Source organism: Duganella sp. OV510 (assembly GCF_900100205.1).
Classification (GTDB): Bacteria; Pseudomonadota; Gammaproteobacteria; order Burkholderiales; family Burkholderiaceae_D; genus Rugamonas.
In genome coordinates this window covers 23,955-45,987 of the sequence record NZ_FNEQ01000013.1, presented here as the reverse complement: position 1 = coordinate 45,987, position 22,033 = coordinate 23,955, and the positions used below count along the sequence as shown (strand labels likewise).

General features: G+C 63.9%; 18 protein-coding genes. 9 read left to right on the top strand and 9 right to left on the bottom strand.

All coding sequences use genetic code 11. From position 1 onward, the window contains the following. Positions 1–19: 19 nt before the first annotated feature. The 4 genes from BLS51_RS26630 to BLS51_RS26615 form a co-directional block, all read right to left on the bottom strand. Positions 20–1,441 (bottom strand): OmpP1/FadL family transporter, encoded by a 1,422-nt coding sequence (locus tag BLS51_RS26630; protein ID WP_090191839.1) that lies wholly within the window; start codon positions 1,439–1,441, stop codon positions 20–22. Positions 1,442–1,636: 195 nt separating this feature from the next. Next, positions 1,637–4,873, bottom strand: coding sequence for an efflux RND transporter permease subunit (locus BLS51_RS26625; protein WP_090191842.1), 3,237 nt, complete (start codon positions 4,871–4,873; stop codon positions 1,637–1,639). 14 nt (positions 4,874–4,887) lie between these two features. Continuing rightward, positions 4,888–6,057 carry an efflux RND transporter periplasmic adaptor subunit gene (locus tag BLS51_RS26620; RefSeq protein WP_090191844.1) on the bottom strand — a complete coding sequence of 390 codons (1,170 nt, stop codon included), beginning with the start codon at positions 6,055–6,057 and terminating at the stop codon, positions 4,888–4,890. Positions 6,058–6,255: 198 nt separating this feature from the next. Continuing rightward, positions 6,256–6,690, bottom strand: coding sequence for a divergent PAP2 family protein (locus BLS51_RS26615; protein ID WP_090191846.1), 435 nt, complete (start codon positions 6,688–6,690; stop codon positions 6,256–6,258). Between the two features lie 108 nt (positions 6,691–6,798). Between BLS51_RS26615 and BLS51_RS26610 the strand changes: the two genes are divergently transcribed. Then, complete coding sequence (locus BLS51_RS26610) at positions 6,799–7,857, top strand: DUF475 domain-containing protein (protein ID WP_090191848.1); 1,059 nt, start codon at positions 6,799–6,801, stop codon at positions 7,855–7,857. Between the two features lie 13 nt (positions 7,858–7,870). Beyond that, on the top strand, positions 7,871–8,242 hold the full coding sequence (locus tag BLS51_RS26605; RefSeq protein WP_090191851.1) for a hypothetical protein: 372 nt from the start codon (positions 7,871–7,873) through the stop codon (positions 8,240–8,242). A gap of 86 nt (positions 8,243–8,328) precedes the next feature. Here the strand turns inward: BLS51_RS26605 and BLS51_RS26600 are convergent, their stop codons facing one another. Both BLS51_RS26600 and BLS51_RS26595 read right to left on the bottom strand, forming a co-directional pair. Beyond that, positions 8,329–10,584, bottom strand: a complete 2,256-nt coding sequence (locus tag BLS51_RS26600; protein WP_090191854.1) for a hypothetical protein — start codon at positions 10,582–10,584, stop codon at positions 8,329–8,331. Positions 10,585–10,678: 94 nt separating this feature from the next. Beyond that, entirely contained in the window at positions 10,679–11,668 is a 990-nt protein-coding gene (locus tag BLS51_RS26595; RefSeq protein ID WP_090191856.1) for a serine/threonine protein kinase, read from the bottom strand. A gap of 55 nt (positions 11,669–11,723) precedes the next feature. Here BLS51_RS26595 and BLS51_RS26590 point away from each other — a divergent pair, with 55 nt between their 5' ends. From BLS51_RS26590 to BLS51_RS26575, 4 genes are all read left to right on the top strand, one after another. Continuing rightward, complete coding sequence (locus BLS51_RS26590) at positions 11,724–12,422, top strand: UPF0149 family protein (protein WP_090191859.1); 699 nt, start codon at positions 11,724–11,726, stop codon at positions 12,420–12,422. A gap of 86 nt (positions 12,423–12,508) precedes the next feature. Continuing rightward, entirely contained in the window at positions 12,509–13,831 is a 1,323-nt protein-coding gene (locus BLS51_RS26585; protein WP_090191862.1) for an Nramp family divalent metal transporter, read from the top strand. Further along, positions 13,831–15,975, top strand: a complete 2,145-nt coding sequence (locus BLS51_RS26580) for a SulP family inorganic anion transporter (RefSeq protein ID WP_090191865.1) — start codon at positions 13,831–13,833, stop codon at positions 15,973–15,975. Before BLS51_RS26585 ends, BLS51_RS26580 begins: the two co-directional genes overlap by 1 nt. 44 nt (positions 15,976–16,019) lie before the next feature. After that, positions 16,020–16,895: a cupin-like domain-containing protein gene (locus BLS51_RS26575; protein ID WP_090191867.1), complete on the top strand. Its 876-nt coding sequence runs from the start codon at positions 16,020–16,022 to the stop codon at positions 16,893–16,895. Here BLS51_RS26575 and BLS51_RS26570 read toward each other — a convergent pair. The 3 genes from BLS51_RS26570 to orn all read right to left on the bottom strand — a co-directional run bounded on the left by BLS51_RS26570 (position 16,879) and on the right by orn (position 19,424). Continuing rightward, the gene (locus BLS51_RS26570) at positions 16,879–17,745 is read right to left on the bottom strand and encodes an alpha/beta hydrolase (protein ID WP_090191870.1); all 867 of its coding nucleotides are present in this window, start codon (positions 17,743–17,745) and stop codon (positions 16,879–16,881) included. The two genes, BLS51_RS26575 and BLS51_RS26570, sit on opposite strands and share 17 nt — an antisense overlap. Before the next feature lie 105 nt (positions 17,746–17,850). Further along, positions 17,851–18,837 carry a DUF1176 domain-containing protein gene (locus BLS51_RS26565; protein WP_090191872.1) on the bottom strand — a complete coding sequence of 329 codons (987 nt, stop codon included), beginning with the start codon at positions 18,835–18,837 and terminating at the stop codon, positions 17,851–17,853. Then, positions 18,837–19,424, bottom strand: a complete 588-nt coding sequence (gene orn, locus BLS51_RS26560) for an oligoribonuclease (protein WP_090191874.1) — start codon at positions 19,422–19,424, stop codon at positions 18,837–18,839. The genes BLS51_RS26565 and orn overlap by 1 nt, the downstream gene beginning before the upstream one ends. A gap of 56 nt (positions 19,425–19,480) precedes the next feature. Between orn and BLS51_RS26555 the strand changes: the two genes are divergently transcribed. The 3 genes from BLS51_RS26555 to rsgA are packed head-to-tail and all read left to right on the top strand — an operon-like array spanning position 19,481 to position 21,986. After that, complete coding sequence (locus BLS51_RS26555) at positions 19,481–20,752, top strand: M48 family metallopeptidase (protein WP_090191877.1); 1,272 nt, start codon at positions 19,481–19,483, stop codon at positions 20,750–20,752. After that, the gene (locus BLS51_RS26550) at positions 20,749–21,087 is read left to right on the top strand and encodes a 4a-hydroxytetrahydrobiopterin dehydratase (RefSeq protein WP_090191880.1); all 339 of its coding nucleotides are present in this window, start codon (positions 20,749–20,751) and stop codon (positions 21,085–21,087) included. Before BLS51_RS26555 ends, BLS51_RS26550 begins: the two co-directional genes overlap by 4 nt. After that, positions 21,084–21,986: a ribosome small subunit-dependent GTPase A gene (gene rsgA, locus BLS51_RS26545; RefSeq protein ID WP_090191883.1), complete on the top strand. Its 903-nt coding sequence runs from the start codon at positions 21,084–21,086 to the stop codon at positions 21,984–21,986. Before BLS51_RS26550 ends, rsgA begins: the two co-directional genes overlap by 4 nt. Positions 21,987–22,033 lie beyond the last annotated feature (47 nt).

Below are 22,033 nucleotides of genomic sequence, written 5' to 3'. Positions count from 1 at the left end.
TGTGCTACGCGCTCATGTATCAGAACTTGTAGTTGTACGACAGACCGATCAGCGACAGGTGGGTCTGATAGACGCCACGCGTGGTTTCGCCGTTGCCGGTGCAAGCTGCCGCCAGCGGGTTGCACTGGTTGGTGTAGTTGATATGGGCATCCTTGAAGTCCAGGAAGCTGTACGCCAGGTCAATCGACGAACGTGGGCTCAGCTTCCAGTTGGCGCCGATCGAATACTGCATGCGATCGCTGTCCGGCAGCGCCGGGTGGGTCAGCTCGGCGCTCTGCACTGGCGATTCGTCATAGGCGATACCGCCGCGCAGCGTCAGGTTCTCGCTGTAGGCATAGTTGCCGCCCAGCGAAACGCGCACGGTGTTTTTCCATTGCTGACGGATCACTTCCGCGCCTTCGGTGGTGCCTGGGAATTCGATGTCCAGGTTGCCCATGCGGTTGTTGCGGGTGAAGGTCACGTCCGCCATGCCGGCCCACTTCGAATTGAACTGGTGGAACACGTTAGCCGACAGCGTTTCCGGCGTGCGCAGCGCCACCAGCGCGGCCGAGTTTTCCTTGCGCGACGCGGTTTGCAGCACTTTGTTGACGATAGGATCGCTGGTCACTTGCGAGAAGTCCCACACGGTGCTGCCGCGCAGCTTGTGCGAGATCGACGAGCGGTAAGCCAGGCCGAAGCGGGTGTTCTCGTCCAGCGTGAACATATAGCCCAAGTTGAAGCCCCAGCCCCAGTCCTTGCCGTCATTCGAGCCGTGGCCGTCGGTGGCGGTGCGCAGCAGCGCAGGATTGCCGCCCAGCGCGGCGATCTGCCTGATCAGTGCCGCGCCTTGGGCAGCGCCGGCGCCGCTCGACAGCGCGGCCACCGAACCTGGTACGTCGACTGCCTGGCCCAGCTCAGCCTTCATGAATTCAGCATCGATACCGAAGCCGAAGGCATGGTGCTCGTTCAGCTTCCACGCTACCGATGGGTTCAGCGTGATGGCTTCCAGCTTGATGTTGGACAGCGCGTAGCGGCCGTTCCAGGTGTTGCCGTAGTCCAGCTTGGCGCCGTATGGCACGTACAGGCCCAAGCCTGCCGTCCACTTGTCGTCCAGCTTCTTGCTGATGTACAGCGCTGGCGCGGCCACTGCATCCGGTGCGTAGCCATCGGCCTGGGTGCCGCCGGTTGGCGTGCCGGTGAAGCGGGTCGAGCCGGTGTCATTGTAGGTCGAGTGCGGCACCACCACGGTGGCGCCGGTGCTGATCTGCGTGCCTTCCAGGCGCGACAGGCCGGCCGGGTTGTAGAAAATGGTCGAAGGGTCAGCTGCTTCGGCGCCATTGGCGTCAGCCGTGCCTTGGCCGGCCACGCTTTGCGAACCGAAACGGTAGCCGGACGCTTGCGCGCCGAAGGACGCCGCGCTCAGGGCGGCAGCAATGATCAGGGAGAGGTATTTAGGCTGCATGCTAGTCTCGCTTTATGTGGTTTTATGGGTCCCATAGCCGAGCGGTACGGGAAGGCCAGCAGCATACTACACAAATAAAACAATTTACGTAGAGGGCGAATACTAATTAAAACCTTGAAACCGAGCAGATGCTCTGCACTCCAGACGTAAAAAAAGGGCCCGAAGGCCCTTTCCATTGATTAAGTAAATATTCTTTTATGCAATTTTACGATGCTCTTCCTGCGGCTGTTCATCGTCCGGTTTCGGGCCACGGCCAGTCAGCTTGTAAACCAGCTTCATGACCATGCGGAACAGGAAGCGCAGCATCAGCAGCGTCAGCGCCGCCTCCAGCAGTGTCACCAGGCCGGCCACCACCACTGGCCAGCGGGCGGCGCGGCGGCGGAACTTGACGCCCATGCTGTCCTTGGCGATCTCGATGCTGTCGTAGAAGGTCGGCACCATCAGCAAGGTCAGCACCGTCGAGGTGATCGTGCCGCCGATGATCGCAATCGCCATCGGACGGTAGAACTCGCCGCCCTCGCCCAGGCCTATCGCCACCGGCAACATGCCGGCGATCAGCGCGAAGGTGGTCATCAGGATAGGACGCAGGCGCATGCGGCCGGCGTACATCAGCGAATCTTCACGGCTGAAACCTTCTTCCTGACGCTTGCGCGCCGCGTCCAGCAGCAGGATGGCGTTCTTCGCCACCAGGCCCATCAGCATGATCACGCCGATCAGGCTCATCAGGTTGATGGTGCTGTTGGTGGCCAGCAGGCCCAGCACCACGCCAATCAGCGACAGCGGCAGCGACAGCATGACGCCGATCGGCGCGGTGAAGGAGCCGAACTGCATCACCAGGATCAGATACATCAGGCCGACGCCAGCCACCAGCGCGATGCCCATGGCGCCGAACACTTCCTGCATGTCCTTGCCGGCGCCGCCCAGCGCCAGACCGTAGCCTGGCGGGAAGTCGATGTCTTTCACCAGCTTCATGGCGTCGCTGGTCACTTCGCCCGGCGAACGGCCTTCGACGTTGGCGCTGACCGAAATCACGCGCTTGCCATCCTTGTGCTTGATGGTCGACGGACCCTTGCCCATCGTCACGCTGGCAATCTGATCCAGCGGCACCATCTGATTGGTGCCGGCCACGGCGATCGGCAGGCGCTCGATGTTCTCGGCGCTGGTGCGGTCTTCCGGCGCCAGGCGCACTGCAACGTCGCGCGACTCGCCGGTAGGATCGACCCAGTCGCCCACCTCGATACCGGCAAACGCCACGCGCAGCGCGCTGGCCGCATCGCCGGCGGCAATGCCCATCGAGTTGGCCAGGCCACGGTTCAGCACGATCTGCAACTCGTCTTTCGGATCCATTTCCGACAGGCCCACATCCACCGCGCCCGGCACCTTGCGCAGCCGGTCCATGAAGGCGTTGGTGATTTCCATCAGCTTGCGCGAATCGGTGCCGGTGAATTCGATCTGCACCGGCTTGCGGGCGCCATTGCTCAGGTCATCCAGCACCGTATACTCGGCGCCCACCAGCCCGGCCAGTTTCTGGCGCAGTTCCTTGGCGATCTCGACCACGCCGCGATCACGCTCGGTCTTCTTGCCGACGTCCACATAAATACGGCCGCCGCTCAGGTTGACGTAGCTATTGGTGTCCTTGGTTTCCTTCAACGTACGGGCAATCACCGCCGCGTTTTCCAGTTTCAGGCGCGAATACTCCAGCGAGCTTGACGACGGCGTGCGGACATCAATCGCAATCGTGCCCCAGTCGGACGCCGGCACAAAGCTGGCGCCGCCGAACTGCGCTTGCAGATAGATCGCGCCCACAAACGTGGCCATGGCGATCACGCCCATCGAACGGCGGTGATGCAGCGCCCATTCGATGACGCGGCCGTAGCGGTCGGCCTGATGGTCGAACCAGACGTTGAACTTGGCGAAATACTTCTCGATGCCACGGCGCGGCGCGTCATGGTGATCCGGCGGGTCGCCCCAGAAGGCCGACAGCATCGGGTCCAGCGTGAACGAGATGATCAGCGACACCGCCACCGAACAGGTCACGGTCAGCGCGAACGGACGGAACCATTCGCCGGTAATGCCCGGCATGAAGGCCACCGGAATAAACACCGCCATGATCGAGAAGGTGGTGGCAGCCACCGCCATGCCGATCTCGGCCGTGCCTTTCAGCGCGGCGGTGCGGCGGTCGGCGCCCAGCTGCATGTGACGCACAATGTTTTCCCGCACCACGATCGCATCGTCAATCAGCACGCCGATCGCCAGCGACAGGCCCAGCAGCGTCATGAAGTTCAGCGTGAAGCCGCACAGCCAGACGCCGATGAAGGCCGCCAGCACCGAGGTTGGCAGCGACAGCGCGGTAATCAGCGTCGAGCGCCACGAATTCAGGAAGGCATACACCACGAAGATGGTCAGGCCGGCGCCGAACACCAGCGCATGGATCACGTTGTCCAGGCTGGACTCGGCGTTTTCGCCGTCATCCTGGGTGATGTCCAGCTTGGTTCCGGCCGGCATTTCCTTCTGCATTTCCTCGGCCATGGTCTTGATTTTCTTGGCCACGGTCACGGTCGATGCGTCACGCGAGCGGGTCACCGAGATACCGACGTTGGGTTTGCCGGAACGCACGCTCAGGCTGTTGGTTTCGGCAAAGCCGTCAACAATGGTGGCTACTTGCGACAGGCGTACCAGGTCGTCGCCATTGCGCTTGACCACTACTTGCTGGAACTCTTCCGGACGCTCGATGCGGCCGACCAGGCGGATGCTCTTCTCATCCAGCTCGCCGCGCACCTTGCCCACTGGCGCATTGGTATTCTGGTTGCGCAGCGCGTTGACCACGTCGTTAACCGAAACGTTGTACTCGCGCAGTTTCTCGGCTTTCAGCAGCACGCTCAGTTCGCGCTTCAGCGAACCGTCGATATTCACCGAGGCCACGCCGTCGATGCTGCGGAAGCGGTCGGCCAGCTTGTCTTCGGCCAGGCGCGAAATCTCCGCGTGGCTTTGCGAGCTGGACGACAGCGCCATCTGCATCACCGGCTGCGCCGACGGGTCGATGCGCTGCAAGATCGGCTCGCGCATCTCGATCGGCAGCTTGTAGCGCACCGCCGCGATGGCGTTGCGGATCTCGTCCGACGCCTCGATCAGGTTCTTGGTGAATGTGAACTTGATGAAGATGCTGGCCGAGCCTTCCGACGCCGTACTGTTGATCTCGGTCACGCCGGTGATCGAGTTCAGCGATTTCTCCAGGCGGTTGACGATTTCGCGCTCGACCGTCTCCGGCGACGCGCCCGGATACGGAATCGCGACCACGATGAACGGCACTTCGACGTCCGGGTTCTGGTTGACGCGCAGCTTGGTCAGCGCCATCAAGCCGAGGCACATCATCGCGACGATCAGCACGATCGTGGCGACAGGCCGTTTAACACTAAAATCCGATAAGAACATGGCTGTTTATCCTCTTATTTGCCCGACGTTTTCTGGGTCGTCGCCGACGCCACAGCTTTCGGCGTGTTCAATTGCACTTTCTGGCCATCCTTGAAGCCGGAGGCCGGCACGCGCACCACCATGTCGCCCGCTTGCAGGCCGGACAACACCTGCCAGCGGCCGCTGCGCTCGTCGCGGGTACCGATGGTCAGCGGCACCTTGGCCAGCGTGCCGCCCTTGACGCGCCAGACGTAATTGCTGTCGCCCGCCTGCACCAGCGCCGACGGCGGGATCATCAGCGAATTCGACGACTGCGCTTCGACGCGGCCTTCGGCGTACAGGCCGGCCACGCCCGGACGGTTGCTGTCGGCAAACTCAACCAGCACCTCCACCTGGCGGGTGATGGCGTTGGCGGCCGGATCGACGCGCTTGATCTTGCCGTTGAATGGCTTGTCGCCATAGCCGTTGATGCGGAACAGCACCGGTTGGCCAACCTTGACCACGCCGATCTTGTCAGCCGACACCGTGCCCTCGAAGCGCATGCTGCTCGGGTCGATCACCTTGATCAATTCCTTGCCCACCTGGGCGGTATCGCCGTTGGACACCTTGCGCTCGCTGACGATGCCGTCAAACGGTGCGCGCACCAGCGTGCGGGTCAGTTGCTGGCGTGCCGAAACGGAGCGCGAACGGGCCGCCGCCACATCGCTCTGGGCGTTGTTGCGGCGCACTTCGGCGTCTTCCAGCGCAGTGGTGGAAACCATGCCGGACGCCAGCAGGGTTTTTTGGCGCTCGTACATGCGCTGCGCCTGGGCCAGCGACTGCTCGGCGGCACGGGTGGCTTCCTCGGCCGAGGTCAGGCTGTCGCGGATCGAGGTTTCATCCAGGCGCAGCAGCACGTCACCCTTGCGCACCTGCTCGCCGTTTTCCTTGAGCACCTGGATCACGATCGCGCCTACTTCGGCGCGCAGGTCGGCGCGGCGTTCCGGCTGGATCGAGCCGGTGATGACCGGGCCGGACGCCAGCGCGTCCGACTCGATGGTCAGCGTATCTTCCGGCGACATTTGCAGGGTCACTTTCTGGTCATCCTTGGCTGCGGAAGCTGAGGCCGAAGCGCTGGCTCCGGCTTTCTCAGGCTCTTTGGCTGATTTGCCGCATGCAACCAGGGCAGAGGCAATGGCGAGAGCTAGAAGGGTTTTGCGCAACATAAAGTTCTCCGAGAAAGTGGCACGTTGGTGCTTTTAGAATATTAGCCAGACTACAGGGCGCAGAGTATCCGCGACGGACCTTATCAGGTCAATCACAGTGCGACGGACGGCAGAATCTGTGGCTGAAATGCCGAATACGGGGATGAACGGTAGGCGAGTTGGCCGGAGCGGACGTCCGGCCGGGAGGGAAACGGTCGCTTAGCCGCGGCCGAAAATGGCGTGGACGATATGGCCGATGGCGATGCCGGTGCACAGGCCGCCGGCGATTTCCACCAGTGTATGGCCCATGCGCTCGCGCAGCCAGGTGTGCGGAGTGCCTTGGCCGCCGTCTTCCTTGGCCAGGCGGTTGATCGCCGCCGCCTGCTTGCCGACGTGCTGGCGCAGACTATTTGCATCAATGATAACAATAAAGCACAGCGTCACCGCCACACCGAAGGCCGGATGGCCGATGCCCTCGCGTAGCGCGATCAAGGTCGCCATGCTGGAGACGACGGCGCTGTGATTGCTCGGAAAACCGCCGTTGCCGACCAGATTAAAGGCCCATTGGCGTGCTTTGACACTATTAATCAGAAACTTGATCGGTCCCACCGTGATCCAGGTAATCAGCGGCGTGACGAGGTAAGCGATGTCCATCGTTATGTCCTTAACATTTTTGTGGCGACATTATCGCAGATGGCCTCCCAGCGGCGGAAGCAAGTAATATAAAATTCAGTCATTGCACACCTTTCAACAAATACAACCATGCAACACTTCAGAATCTCGTTTGCCGTCACCTTCATTCTGCTGGCCCTGGGGGGCTGGTGGGGCTACAACCACGGCGGCATGGCCGGCCTGGCACAGGCGCTATGGATCACCGCCGTGCTGGGCATCATGGAAGTCTCGCTATCGTTTGACAACGCCGTGGTCAACGCCTCGGTGCTGAAACACTGGAACGAATTCTGGCGCAAGCTGTTCCTGACCGTTGGCATCCTGGTGGCCGTGTTCGGCATGCGGCTGGTGTTTCCGCTGCTTATCGTGGCCATGGCCACCGGCCTCGGGCTGGTGGAAGTCTGGCACATGGCCTTGAACAACCCGCAGGAATACTCGCGCTACCTGACCGGCGCCCACGCCGAGGTAGCGGCGTTCGGCGGCGCCTTCCTGCTGCTGGTGTTCCTCAACTTCCTGTTCGACGACCAGAAGGAACTGCACTGGCTGGGCTGGATCGAGGAAAAACTCGGCAAGCACGGCAGTGAAAGCCTGGCCGTGCTGCTGACGCTGGCGGCGGTATTCGCCTGCGTCTCGCTGGTCGTCGCCGAAGAACAATATAAGGTGCTGACCGCCGGCGTGGTCGGCGTCATTGTCTACCTGGCGGTGGGCTGGATCAGCAGCCTGCTGGAAGAAAAAGAGCCGCAGGAAGACGACGACACCACCGAAGCCGGTGTCGCGCCGGTGGTGGCGACGATTGCCAAGGGCAGCTTCGGCGGCTTCCTGTACCTGGAAGTGCTGGACGCCTCGTTCAGTTTCGACGGCGTGATCGGCGCGTTTGCGATCACCACCGACGTGGTCATCATCATGCTGGGCCTGGCGATCGGCGCCATGTTCGTGCGTTCGCTGACGGTCTTCCTGGTACACAAGGGCACGCTGGACGAATACGTCTACCTGGAGCACGGCGCCCATTACGCGATCGGCATCCTGGCGCTGATCATGCTGGCCAGCGTCAAATACCATATTCCGGAGTGGTTTACCGGGCTGTCCGGCGTGGCCTTTATTGCGGTATCGCTATGGTCCTCGGTGCGCTACAAACGCCAGAACAACGCGTGATACTATAGCCGCCATGACGACATCCAAACGCGTAATCCTCTACTCATTCGGCCTACTGACCGCCGCCCTGCTGCTGATGGCCGCCTACACCTGGGCCATGTTGCACGTCTCCTACTCGGATGGCGAGCGCGCCGGCTACCTGCAGAAATTTTCCACCCGAGGCTGGATCTGCAAGACCTGGGAAGGCGAGATCCTGCTGACCTCGATGCCCGGTGCGATCCCGGAAAAATTCGAATTCAGCGTACGCGACCCGCAAGTGGCCAAGGACCTGACGGCAGCCACCGGCAAGCGCGTAGTCCTCAGCTACGCGCAGCATCGCGGCGTACCGACCCAATGCTTCGGCGAAACCGAATACTACGTCACCAAGGTCGCCGTCCAACAATAAATCCGGGGTCAGTTCTGCCAAACGTACACGGGCTCAACTGCTGCGCAGTTGAGCCCGTGTACGTTTGGCAGAACTGACCCCGGATTTTAGCGGGCGCGCCAGACGGCTTGGGTGGTTTCGGCTGGCGAGGACTGGCGGGCGGCTTCTTTGCGGGCGCGGGCGTCGTCCAGCGTGGCGACGTTGCCGTCGGCGGCCTGCGCTTCTTCGGCGGAGATCTTGGCTTGCACCGAGGCCAGCACTTTTTGCGCGGCGCCCAGGCGGCGGGTTTCCAGCTCCAGCAGTTTTTGCTTGGCGACGGTCATCGCGGCCGTGGTGTCGGCCACCTTGCGCTGCATGGCGGCGTGCGCCTGGGCCGTTTCCAGCAGCGCTTTCTGCGCGGCTGCCTTGTCGACCATCGCCTGTTCGGCGGCCTGCTCTTCGTCGGCACGCTGGCGGGCGCTGGCGGCGACGGTTTTTTCAGCTTCCAGGCGGCCGGCGATCGCTTGCGATGCGCGCACTTCCGATGCGCTGGCAATGCGCTGCTGCGTCAGCTTCTGGTCGATCAGCGCCAGCGATTTGCGCTCGGTGTCGATGAATTCACGTTCGGCAGCCAGCAGTTCCTCGGCTTTAGCGGCCTTTTCCTGCTCCACGCGGGCGCGCTCGGCGTGCACCACACCCAGCTCGACCGCCAGGCGGGCCTGCACTTCCAGCGCTTGTGCGGCGATGGCTTTTTGCTCTGCTTCCGTCGATACCTGTGCCGCCATCAGGCGCGCGGCTTCGGCTTCACGCTCGGCGGCATCGGCCAGGCGTTGTTCGGCTTGCTGCTGCTGACGGAAGGCGTCGGCCTGCGCGCGTTCGGCAGTCACGCGCTGACGCGCAGCTTCGGTGGCGCGCTGTTCGGCGTCCAGTTTGTTTTTCAGCGAAACGATGGCTTGCTGTTCGGCCTCGGCACGCTGCTGCTCGGCTTGCAGCAGCACGGACGCGCGCTCAGCACGCTCGGCGGCCAGCACGCTGGCGGCATTTTGCGCTTCCACCTGTTGCGCCATGGTGGCGATTTCTGCCTGCTCGGCAGCGTTCTGGCTAGCGGCCAGCTCGGCCGCCGCGCGTGTCAGCGAGGCGCGCTCATGCGCCAGGTCGGCAGCGCGTTGCTGTTCCAGACTTTCGGTGCGGGATGCTTCGGCGGCAGCTTCATCTGCGGACTGGCGCAGCTTGGCCTGCTCCAGCGCTACGGCTTCCGCTTCCACTTTGGCCAGCGTGGCCATCTCGGCCTCTTCTTCGGCGTTGACGCGGGCCAGTGCGACCGCACGCAGCTGGTTGTCAACTTCGATCCGTGCTTCGGTGGCGGCGATGATGCGCGCATCGGCTTCGCGCCGCGCTTCCGCCGAAGCGGCTGCCACGGCTTCCATGCGCTCGCGGTGGATGGCGGCGTCGCGGATTTCTTTTTCGGTTTGCAGGCGCAGGCGCAGCGACTGCGCAGCGCTATGCTCGGATTCGGCCTTGGCCTGGGCGATCTGCTCGCGCTCCTGCTCCAGGTGCGCCAGCGCGCGCGCTTCTTCCAATGCGCGCACTTCGGTGGCGGAGCGCTTGAAGGCGGCTTCCAGCGCGATCTTGTCGGCACGCTCGCGCTGCTTGGCCAGTTCCAGCGCTTCGGCTTCGGCTTCGGCCAGTTGTTGTGCGGTCAGGCGGGCGCCGGCAGCGTGGCGCTCACGCTCGCGCGCCAGCGTGGCGACGCGGGCATCGGCCGAAGCGATGCCGACCACTTCTTCTTTGGCCGCTTGCACGGCAGCGACGCGCTCGGCGGCCTGCAGGCGGGCCTGTTCGGTTTGCGCCTGCAATTCGGCGGCGGCACGCGTGGCTTGTTCGGCGGCGGCGGATTCGGCGGCGACCTGTTCATGGGCGCGCTTGCGGTTTTCTTCCTCGGCCTTGGCGCGCCCCTCGGCGGCTTTACGGATCTGGTTATCGGTCTCGGCGCGGGCGCGCAGCTCGGCGGTTTCCTGCTTCACCGCATCCAGGCGGGCGACGCTGGCCTGGGCGGCGGCGCGCAGCGATTCCAGACGCTCTTTATTAGCGGCGATGGCATCTTCCGTGGCCTGGGCATTTTGCAAGGCGACAGCGGCGGCAGCGGTGTCCATGGCGGCGCGGTCCTCGGCCAGTGCGCGGGCGCGGGCTTCGGCGTGGGCGCGGCTCTCGGCGGCGCAAGCAGCCTTGGCTTCGGCTTCCACCCGGGCGATGGCTTCCTGGATGGCTTTCATTTCCATCGCGGCGCGTGGCATCTGGGCTGGCGCGGCGTCATCCAGAGTCGCCATCGGCAATGGCAGCAGGGTGACGTCGTCGCGTTCTTGTTTGACCAGTTGTGCTTGCATGAGAGTCTCGCTGAGAGGTTTTCCGAGCTGTCATTATCATGTAGCCATCAAGCAAGCCTTGCGGCAAGAAGAAGCGGAAAAACCCGCTATTTCTTCACACTGGCAGCGGCGCCTCGTCCATCAGCGCGACCTGCTCGCGCAATTCCAGGATGCGGTCCTGCCAGTAGCGCTGGGTGTTGAACCACGGGAAAGCCGCCGGGAAGGCCGGGTCGTCCCAGCGCCGCGCCAGCCAGGCCGAGTAGTGGATCAGGCGCAGCGTGCGCAGCGCTTCCACCAGGTGCATCTGGCGTGGATTGAATTCGCAGAAATCCTCGTAGCCGGCCAGGATGTCGCCCATCTGGCGCACCTGCTCGGATCGCTCGCCGGACAGCATCATCCACAAGTCCTGGATCGCCGGCCCCATGCGGGCGTCATCGAAGTCGACGAAATGCGGGCCGGCGTCAGTCCATAAAACATTGCCGCCATGACAATCTCCGTGCAGGCGCAGCTGCGGCAACTCGCCGGCGCGGTCGTAGCAGCGACGCACACCATCCAGCGCCTGCTGCGCGATGGCGGCATACGAGGCTTTCAGGTCCATCGGGATGAAATCGTTCTCTTGCAGGAAGGCGCAAGGCTCGGTGCCAAAGGTGTCGATGTCCAGCGCCGGGCGGTGGGCAAACGGCCGGACGGCGCCGACCGCATGGATGCGGCCGATAAAGCGCCCGGTCCATTCCAGCACCGCCGGATCACCCAGCTCGGGCGCGCGGCCGCCATGACGGGTGAATACCGCAAAGCGGAAGCCCTGGTAGTGATGCAGCGTGGCGCCATTCAGCGCCAGCGCCGGCACCACCGGAATTTCGGCCGCCACCAGTTCCTGCGTGAACGCGTGTTCTTCGAGGATGGCGTCGTCGCTCCAGCGGCCGGGACGATAGAACTTGACCACCAGCGGCTTGTCGTCTTCGATGCCGACCTGGTAGACACGGTTTTCATAGCTGTTCAGCGCCAGCAGGCGGCCGTCGCCGCGCAAGCCGATGCTGTCGAGGGCGTCGAGCACGCAATCAGGGCTCAACGCGGAATAAGGGTGAGATGCAGTCATAGCCGCCATTGTACGGGGCGTGGCGTGTATACTGTCATATTCACCCAAATATATAGAGCAAGCTATGCAACTCGATCAGCCACTGAGCGAAAAAGAATTCGACGAACTGGACAACTTCCTGCTGTCCGACCGCACCCCTGAAGATGCGATGACCATGGACATGCTGCACGGCTACCTGACCGCCATCGCCATCGGCCCGGAACCGGTCATGCCGGCCGAATGGCTGAAGAAGATCTGGGGCAAGGAAGAAACCGACGTGCCGTCCTTCAAGCATGAAAAGGAAGCCGCCCGCATCACCGAACTCATCATGCGCTTCATGAACGAAGTGCTGGTGACGTTTGAAGTGGCGCCGAAGGAATTCGAGCCGCTGTTCGTCGAGCACGAGCACGAAGGCCAGACGCTGATCAACGCCGAAGCGTGGTGCTGGGGCTTCTGGGAGGGCATGGAGCTGCGCCCGGGTTCGTGGAACCCGATCTGGGATTCCGAAGTCGCCGACCTGATGCGCCCGATCTACCTGCTGGGCGCCGACGAGATCGAAGAAGAAGAACTGGCACTGGTGGAAGATCCGGTCAAGGCGCACAAACTGGGCCTGGAACTGGAAGCCAACCTGCCGAACATCTACAAGTTCTGGCTGCCGCTGCGCAAGGCCGGCGTCGAAACCGTCAAGCGCGAAGAGCCGAAGGTCGGCCGCAACGACGACTGCCCTTGCGGCAGCGGCAAGAAGTTCAAGAAGTGCCACGGCGCCAACGAATCGGCCGAGTAAGCCATCACACTGTGGCGGCTCGCCCAATGACAGAGCCGCCACCGCGCTTTCTAAAGTAGAATTTGGGCATCATTTTCAGGATGCCTATGTTCTCGTTCAAGCTGCCCACCACGGCCACCGCGCCGTTCTGTCCATCCGAAGTAGCAGGCACCGTCGCGGTGCCGGAGAGCGATCCCTTCTGGAAGAAAGTCCTGCGCTTTGCCGGCCCCGGCCTGCTGGTATCGGTTGGCTATATGGACCCGGGCAACTGGGCGACCGCCATCCAGGGCGGCTCGCAGTTCGGCTACCAATTGCTGTTTGTCGTAGTGCTGTCGAGCCTGGCGGCAATCGTGCTGCAATGCCTGAGCATGCGGCTGGGCATCGTCACCGGCAAGGACCTGGCCGTGCATTGCCGCGAACAATATCCGCCGGTGGTCGGCAAGACCTTGTGGGGCTTCGCCGAAATTTCCATCATCGCCTGCGACCTGGCTGAAGTGCTGGGCTGCGCACTGGCTTTCAAGCTGCTGCTGGGCGTCTCGCTGCCGGTCGGCGTGGCGCTGACCGCGCTTGACACCCTGATCGTGCTGGGCCTGAAAGGCAAGGGCTTCCGCCAGGTCGAAGCCATCGTGCTGGGCCTGATCCTGACGGTGGCCATCTGCCTGTTCACCGAACTGATTTTCGTCAAGCCGGACTGGAACGCGGTGGCGGCCGGGCTGGTGCCGTCGCTGAGCGCACTGTCGTCGCGCGAGCCGCTGTACCTGGCCATCGGCATCCTTGGCGCCACCGTGATGCCGCACAATCTCTACCTGCACTCGTCGGTGGTGCAGACGCGTGTGGTCAGCAAAACCGACCACGCCAGGCGCGAAGCCATCGGCCTGTCGCGCATCGACACCATCGTCTCGCTGCTGCTGGCCCTGCTGATTAACGGTTCCATCCTGGTGCTGGCCGCAGCCGCCTTCCACCGCCCCGACAACCCGGTGGTGCTGGACATCGATGAAGCCTACCGCCTGCTGGAACCGGTGGCCGGCACCGCGCTGGCCGCCATCCTGTTCGGCCTGGCGTTGCTAGCGTCCGGCCAAAGCTCCACCTTCACCGGCACCATCGCCGGGCAAGTCATCATGGAAGGCTTCCTCAAGATGAAGATCCCGTGCTGGCAGCGGCGCATGCTGACGCGCGGCCTGGCGCTGATTCCGGCCATGATCGGCGTGCTGACACTGGGCGAACACTCGGTGGGCAAGCTGCTGGTGCTGAGCCAGGTGGTGCTGAGCATGCAGCTGCCGTTCGCCATGTACCCGCTGGTCAGCCTGACCTCACAACAACGCATCATGGGCAGCTTCGCCAACGCCTGGTGGACGGTGGCGCTGGCGTGGTTCCTGTTCGCCGTCATCTCCGCCGCCAATATCTGGCTGGTGGTACAGGCGTTTTCCTGATGCGCGGCGCGCTGAGCGCGAATATCGGCGCCGGCCTGCTGTCGTCGGTGGTCATGCTGTGCTATGCGCTCAGCTATGCGGCGCTGATTTTCTCCGGCGACCTGTCGGCCTATCTGCATTCCGGCGTGCTGGTGACGCTGATGTGCTGCGTGGTGGTGGCGCCGGTGATCGCGCTGAGCAGTTCGATCCGCTTCTCGATCGGCGGGCCGGACGGCAACTCGGCGGCGATCCTTGCCGGCATGGCCAGCGGCATCGCCGCCGACCTGTCCGCCAGTGGCGGCCCGGATCTGCTGGTCACGCTGCTGGCCGCCCTGGCGCTGAGCTCACTCGTCAGCGGCGTGCTGCTGTACCTGCTGGGCGCGACCCGTGGCAGCGCGCTGATCCAGTTCCTGCCCTACCCGGTGATGGGCGGCTATCTGGCAGGCACCGGCTACCTGCTGCTGGCCGGCGCGTTCCGCGTGCTGACCGGCGAAAACCTGCAATGGCAGCATCTGCGCCTGCTGCCCGACCTGCCCTGGCTGGCGTGGCTGCCGGCGCTGGTGGTCTGCGCCGCGCTGATGATCGGCGCGCGCCACATCAAGCGCTTCACGCTGGTGGTGCCGATCGGTATCGGCGCCGGCCTGCTGGTATTTTTCGCCGGCCTGGCCATCAGCGGCATGACACCGGACCAGGCGCGCCAGGCCGGCCTGCTGTTTGAAAGCGTGCCACTGTCGGCGCTGCAATTGCCGGCGCTGCTGCCGCCCGAACAAATCCACTGGCGCGTGATTGCGTTCCACCTGCCGGAATTCCTGGTGGTGGCAGCGGTGTCGGCGCTGACCATCCTGCTCAATTCCACCGGCGCCGGGCTGGCCTGCCGCCAGGACCCGGACCTCGATCAGGAAATGCGCGCGGCCGGCGTCGCCAATCTGCTGAGCGGCGCGCTGGGTGGCATCGTCGGCTACCAGTCGCTCAGCCGCACACTGCTGAACCACCGTGCCGGTGGCGTCAGCCGCATCAGCGGCATCGCGGCGGCGGGCGGCTGCCTGCTGGTGGTGCTGGTCTTCCCCGGTCTGATCGGCTGGATGCCGAAAGCGGTGCTGGTCGGCCTGCAACTGTATCTCGGCATCGCGCTGCTGCAGGAATGGCTGTGGCGTTCCTATCGGCGGCTGGGCCGCGCCGAATACCTGCTGATACCCGCGATCGTGCTGGTGATTGCGATACATGGCGTGGTGGCCGGCGTCGGCCTGGGCATTGTGGCCGCCTGCCTGCTGTTTGTCATCAAGTATGGCCGCATCAGCGCCATTCGCAACGAGTTCGATGGCAGCACGGCCAGCTCGAATGTCGAACGCGCGCTGGAGGACGCAGCGGTACTGCGCGCGCAGGGCGGCCAGGTGATTGGCGCCAGCCTGCACGGCTTCCTGTTCTTCGCCACCGCCAACGCCATCCTGCAACGCGTGCGCAACAGACTGGCGGCGACCACCGGCGCGCGCTATGTGGTGCTGGACTTCCACCGCATCGACGGCCTGGATGCCTCCACCTCCGCCAGCTTTCTCAAACTGCGGCAGGTTTGCGAAGCGTCCGGCGTTACCCTGGTGCTGACCGCGCTGCCGCCCGGCGCCCGCTATCTGTTGCAGCGCGCAGGTCTGTTCAGCGATGGCGTGCAGGACTGCGCCAGCCTGGACGCCGGCATGGAATGGGTGGAAGAACAGCTGCTGGCCAGCGTGGCGCCGGCAGCCTGCGGCACCAACCGGCTGCATGCGCATTTCAGCGCGGCCGCACTGGCACGTCTTGAAGCGCAACTGACGCCACGCACGCTGGCGGCTGGCGAATTACTGTTTGCCCGTGGCGATCCGGGCGATGCCGTCTATCTGGTGGAGCATGGCCGCGTCACCGTCTCGCTGCCGCTGGCCGATGGCGGCACGCTGCGCCTGCGCTCCTTCGGCGCCGGCACCATCGTCGGCGAGATGGCGCTGTACACACAGAATCCACGCAGCGCCGATGTGCGCGCCGATGCACCGACCTTGGTGCGGCGCCTGTCGCTGGGTGCGCTGCATCAGCTGGAAGTTGAGGACAGCGACACCGCCCAGCAATTCCATCGTTTTGTGGTCAATGTGCTGGCGTCGCGGCTGGCGGTGGCCAATGAGGCGGTACGCGCCGCGCAGTAAGCGCACCGGCTCGCGTAAAATAGGCGCCCCATCAAGGAAAGCCCATGTCGAAAGAAGCACCGAACCGCCTGCCGCCGCGCATGCTCCTGACGCCGGAGGAAGCCGCCGCCAAGAAACACGCACTGGAACAACGCGACGCGCAGATACGCGGCGTCAGTTCCATCGATGCGATGCGGGCGGCGATCAAACAGGCGTCACGCGCGCTGCCTGCCATCACCGAAGTGCCGCGCGTGAAGCTGCGCGACGCCGCCGCCTTCCGCACGCGCGCGCTGCAAGGCTTGCCGTTTCTGGTGGAAGGCATCGTCGGCCGCTGGCCGCTGGCGCAACACTCCCCGTCCCTGCTGCGCGAACGCTACGCGCAGCTGCATGTGCGCGCCCGCGTCGGCGATTACATCGGCACCGCCTTCGCCGCCGACCGCGCCATGCAGGACATGACCATGCTGGAGTACCTGGATCTGGCCGAAGCCACGCAAGGTTTGCCGCCCTACCTCGGCAACCTGGAGCTGCGTGAGTTGAACAGCATGTGCCACTGGCCGACATGGTTCGAAAAAATGGGGCCGCCGCGCTTCTGGATCGGTCCCGCGCGCACCATGACGCCGCTGCATTGCGATTACGATGACAATATCTTCGCGCAAATCTGGGGCAGCAAGCGGATTTTCCTGGCGCCGCCCCACCATGACGAATTCCTCTATCCGCGCGAAGCCAATCCGATCCTGTTTGGATCGCCGTTCAATCCGGAGGCGCCTGACTACGACGCCTACCCGCTGGCACGCCAGGCGGCGCTGGTCGAAGTGATGGTGCAGCCGGGCGATATGCTGTACGTGCCGGCCGGCTGGTATCACCAGGTGCATGCGCTGACGTTCTCGCTGTCGTCCAACCGCTGGGCGCGCGGCGTGCCGTTTGTCATGCGCCAGGCGTGAGTACGAAGGCGGCGACATCGTCCAGCGTTGGCGCCAGCCAGCGCAACGGGGCTGCGATCGATGCCACCAGCGTGGTGTGCGTGACACGGTCGTAGTACAGCTCTCGCACCGGCACCTGCTGCGCGCGCAGCAATGCCGCCAGGCGGCCGGTATTGCGATCCGGCGCCACCAGCTTGTCCTTGCGCGCGGCGATCAGCAGGGCTGGCGGTGTCGCGGCGCTGACGTGGCGTACCGGCTGCGAGTCGCGGGGCGTGTCGGGAAAGTGGAATACCGGCTTGGTGGTGGGATTCTCGATCGGCAGGAAGTCATACGGACCGGCCAGGCCGATCCAGCCGCGCAGCGCCGACGGCGTCATGCCCTGCTCTTTTAGCCAGCGCGCATCCAGCGCCAGCATGGCGGCGTTGTAGGCGCCGGCGCTGTGTCCCATCACGTACAGCCGCTGCGGATCGCCGCCGTAGCGCGCGGCTTCACGCTTCGCCCACGCCACGGCTTGGGCAGCGTCACGCAGGAAGTCGGGATAACTGACTTCCGGATAGAGCCGGTAATCGGCAATCACGGTGACGATGCCGCGCGCCGCCAAAGCGCGGCCGACAAAAGCGTAGTCGCCGCGCGCACCATCCACCCAGTTACCGCCGTAGAAGAACACCACTACTGGCGCGGCGCCACGCGCGTCCGGCGGCCGGTAGATATCCAGCTTGCGGCGTGCGCCATCGCCATAGGCCACGCCTTCGACACACTCAGTCTCACCAGCGGGTGACAGGGCGTTCAGTGCGGTCAGCGGGGAGCAGGCGGCCAGCGCCAGCAATAACAAGGGCGTGCTGACGGCCAATAAGCGGCGGGAACGGGACATGGCAATCCAGAATCAAGTGGCGATGCGCCACTTTAGCGCCGCCGGGCGCGACGCGCCGTGCGGCAGCCCACCATGGACGCTGGCCGCAGCGGTGTGCGGCGCTGCTTACTTTGCCTGCTGCGCGATCCAGCTGCGCAGCATGAAGCCGCCGCCGGGCATGCCGCGGCACAGCGGGCCGTTGGAGGACTCCAGCAGCTTGAAGCCGTCGGCGGTCCACAGCCAGCTGTCAAAGCCGCCGCAGTCGCCCAGTCCCCTGCCCTTGGCGTAGGAACTCAGGACGCCGTTCTCGAAATAGGCTTCGACAGCGGAATCCTCCTGCTTGCCATCGGCATCCGGCAGCATCAGGCGCACGGCGGCATAGGGTGGCTTGTCATCGACGCGCCAGACACCGTAGGCGCCCTGGTAGGCACCCAGCCAGCACTGGCGCACCACCAGCAATTGCGTGGCGGAGATGCGATGCACATCGCCGTAAGCGCCCTCGCTGGCGATGGCTTCGCAGTCCGGCGACTTCAGCGCGTCGAGGATCGCCGGCAGCAGCGCCTTGTCGCTGTCCCGCGATGGCGGCAGCGGCGCGGCGCGCAGCAGCGGCGCAGCCAGCGCAGCCGGCACAGCGCTGGCCGGCTTGCCACCGGGGCGCGACAGCGCCGTCACCGTGCCCACCCGGCCTTGCAGGTCGTCGATTTTCAGCAGCGCGGCATTCAGCCCGGCCAAGGACAAGGTCCATTCGTGCTTACCGTCCGAAACCAGGGCTGTGTCAGCCCGTTTCAGGGCCGGCAGCAGCCGCGCCATCTGCTCCGCCGTCAGGTCCTGCTTGATGCCTTTGATGAGGACATCGCCGGCGCGGATGCTAAGCGACATATTGTCGTCCTCATCCTCCGCATACGCCATCAGCTTGCCTGTCAGCGGCGCGTTGCCGCCGGCATCGCGGCCCAGCCACAACGTGACCGGCGCGTTCTGCTCCATGTCCTGGTAGCCGACCGCCTCGCAATGGCGGGTGTTGTCGCAGGCGGCTGCCCAGTCCTTGTGGACGAACTCACCCGCCTGGGCGCCGGCGGCCAGCAAGGCGCCCAGCGCCAGCAGCAGCGGCTTCATCACAGCTTGATGAAGTGTTCGCGGTAGTACTTCAGTTCTTCGATCGATTCCAGGATGTCGGCCAGTGCGGTGTGCTTCTGCGCTTTCTTGAAGCCGCTGACCATGGCCGGATTCCAGCGCTTGCCCAGTTCCTTCAGCGTCGACACGTCGATATTCCGATAGTGGAAGAAGGCTTCCAGCTTCGGCATGTAGCGCACCATGAAGCGGCGGTCCTGGCCGATGGTGTTGCCGCACATCGGCGCTTTACCCTTCGGCACCCACAGCTTCAGGAACTTGATCAGCTCTTCCTCGGCGTAGGCTTCGGTGATAGTCGAGGCTTTGACGCGCTCGGTCAGGCCGGAGCGGCCGTGCGTGCCGGTGTTCCACGCGTCCATCTTGCCCAGCGTTTCATCCGACTGGTGGATGGCGAATACTGGCGCTTCGGCCAGCACGTTCAGGTGCATGTCGGTGACCACGACGGCCACTTCGATAATGCGGTCGGTGTCCGGTTCCAGGCCGGTCATTTCCATGTCGACCCAGACCAGGTTGAATTCGTTCGGGCGTGGTGCGGCGGCTGCGCCTTCTGGCAAATCAGTAGCTTGTGACATAATTCTCTTTTCTTGGCTAAATTAATCCGAATCTGCCATTTTCTCACAGGCACAGAATGTATTCACTCGCGTTTTCGATTTTGTTCGTATCTTTCATCATTTTGACGCTGCTGGTGCGCTTCTGGCTGGCCTCGCGTCAACTCCGTCATGTGCTGGCGCACCGCAGCGCCGTGCCGGCGGAATTTGCAGAAAAGATACCGCTTTCGGCGCACCAGAAGGCGGCCGACTACACCGTCGCGCGCACCAAATACGGCCTGCTGACGCTGATGGTGAATACGCTGGTGCTGGTCGGCTTCACGCTGCTGGGCGGCCTGCAATGGCTGTCGGTGCAGATTTTCCAGCTGACCGGCCCTGGCATGGTCTATCAGCTGGCGTTGCTGGCGGCGTTCGCGCTGATTTCCGGCGTCATCGACCTGCCGTTCGACTATTACAAGCAGTTCGGCCTCGAACAACGTTTTGGTTTTAACAAGATGAGCAAGGGCCTGTTCTTCGGCGACATGGCCAAGGGCGTGCTGCTGGGCGCCGCCATCGGCCTGCCGCTGACCTGGGTGGTGTTGACGCTGATGAATCAGACCGGCGACCTGTGGTGGCTGTACACCTGGATTTTCTGGAGCGGCTTCCAGCTGCTGATGATGGTGCTGTACCCGACCGTCATCGCGCCGATGTTCAACAAGTTCACGCCGCTGGAAGACCAGTCGCTGAAGTCGCGCATCGAAGGCTTGATGACGCGCGTCGGCTTTGCCTCCAAGGGCCTGTTCGTGATGGACGGTTCCAAACGCAGCGCCCACGGCAACGCCTACTTCTCCGGCTTTGGCGCCAACAAGCGCATCGTGTTCTTCGATACCCTGCTGGCGCGCCTGCAGCCGCAGGAAATCGAGGCGGTGCTGGCGCATGAACTCGGCCACTTCAAGCTGAAGCACATCGTCAAGCGCATCAGCATGATGTTTGCGATTTCGCTCGGTTTCCTGGCGCTGCTCGGCTACCTGAAAACGCAGCCGTGGTTCTACGATGGGCTGGGCGTCAACCCGCTGCTGCTGCCAGGCCAGGGCAACGACGCCATGGCACTGCTGCTGTTCATGCTGGCGCTGCCGGTGTTCACCTTCCTGCTCAATCCATTGACCTCGCTGGGTTCACGCAAGCACGAGTTCGAGGCGGACGCCTTCGCCGCCCGGCATACCGACGCCCGCGACCTGGTATCGGCGCTGGTCAAGATGTATGAAGATAATGCCTCGACGCTGACGCCGGACCCGCTGCACTCGGCCTTCTACGACTCGCACCCGCCGGCCAGCGTGCGCATCCGCCAACTGAACCTGGCGGCAGCATCATGATCACGCTGCGCGCCGAACTGCTGGCCGCCCGCTGCCGCCCCACCACGGCGGCGCTGGACGGCGCCGAGGCCACGCGCCTGCTGTCGCTGCTGCCGGACTGGGTTGCCGATGACGGCCGCCTAGTGCGCCGCTACGCTTTCAAGAACTACTATCACACCATGGCCTTCGTCAACGCGCTGGCTTACCTGAGTCACAACGAAGACCATCACCCAGAAATGACCGTCAGCTACAACACCTGCATCGTCCGCTACGACACCCACTCGGCCCACGGCCTGACCAATAATGACTTCATCTGCGCCGCCAAGGCCGACGCCCTGTATGAGGCCCGGGCATGACTGACAAGCGCACCGCCACCATCATCGCCGCCCACGGCCGCCACTATCTGGCCGAGGCGGACGACGTCAAACTGCAATGCGTCACCCGTGGCAAGAAGACCAATGTGGCGGTGGGCGATATCGTCCACATCACCATGACCTCGCCCGACCAGGGCGTGATCGACAAGATCGAGGAACGCAAGACGCTGCTGTACCGCTCGGACCAGTACAAGTCCAAGCTGCTGGCGGCCAATCTGACGCAGCTGTTCATCGTGGTCGCCACGGAGCCGGGCTTCACCGACGACCTGGTGTCGCGCGCACTGGTGGCGGCGGAGGCGGCCGGCATCAAGGCCCACCTGATCCTCAACAAGACCGACGTGGCGGACGCACTGCCGCGCACCCGCGAGCGCGTGGCGCCATATGCGGCGCTCGGCTATCCGGTGCACGAAGTATCGGCCACCGCCCAACCGGAACACGCGGTCGCCACCTTGCGGCCGCTGCTGGCCGGGAATTCGTCGATCCTGATCGGCCAGTCCGGCATGGGCAAGTCCTCGCTGATCAACCTGCTGGTGCCGGAAGCCGACATCGCCGTGCGCGAAATTTCGGCGGCCCTGGACACCGGCAAGCACACCACCACCTTCACCCGCCTGTACACGCTGCCGGACCTCGGTCCCGACTCGGCGATCATCGATTCGCCCGGCTTCCAGGAGTTCGGCCTCTACCATCTGAGCGAGGGCATGCTGGAGCGGGCTTTTGTAGAATTCGAACCATATCTTGGCCATTGCAAGTTCTATAACTGCCGCCACCTGATCGAACCGCAGTGCGCGGTGCTGGCGGCGGTCGAGGAAGGCAAGATCGCCAAAATGCGCCACACCTTGTACGGCCAGTTGTTGCACGAATCCTCACAGACCCTGTATTAAAACCAAGAGTTTGTGTCTATAATGCCTTGGGGCAACACCTAAGGAAT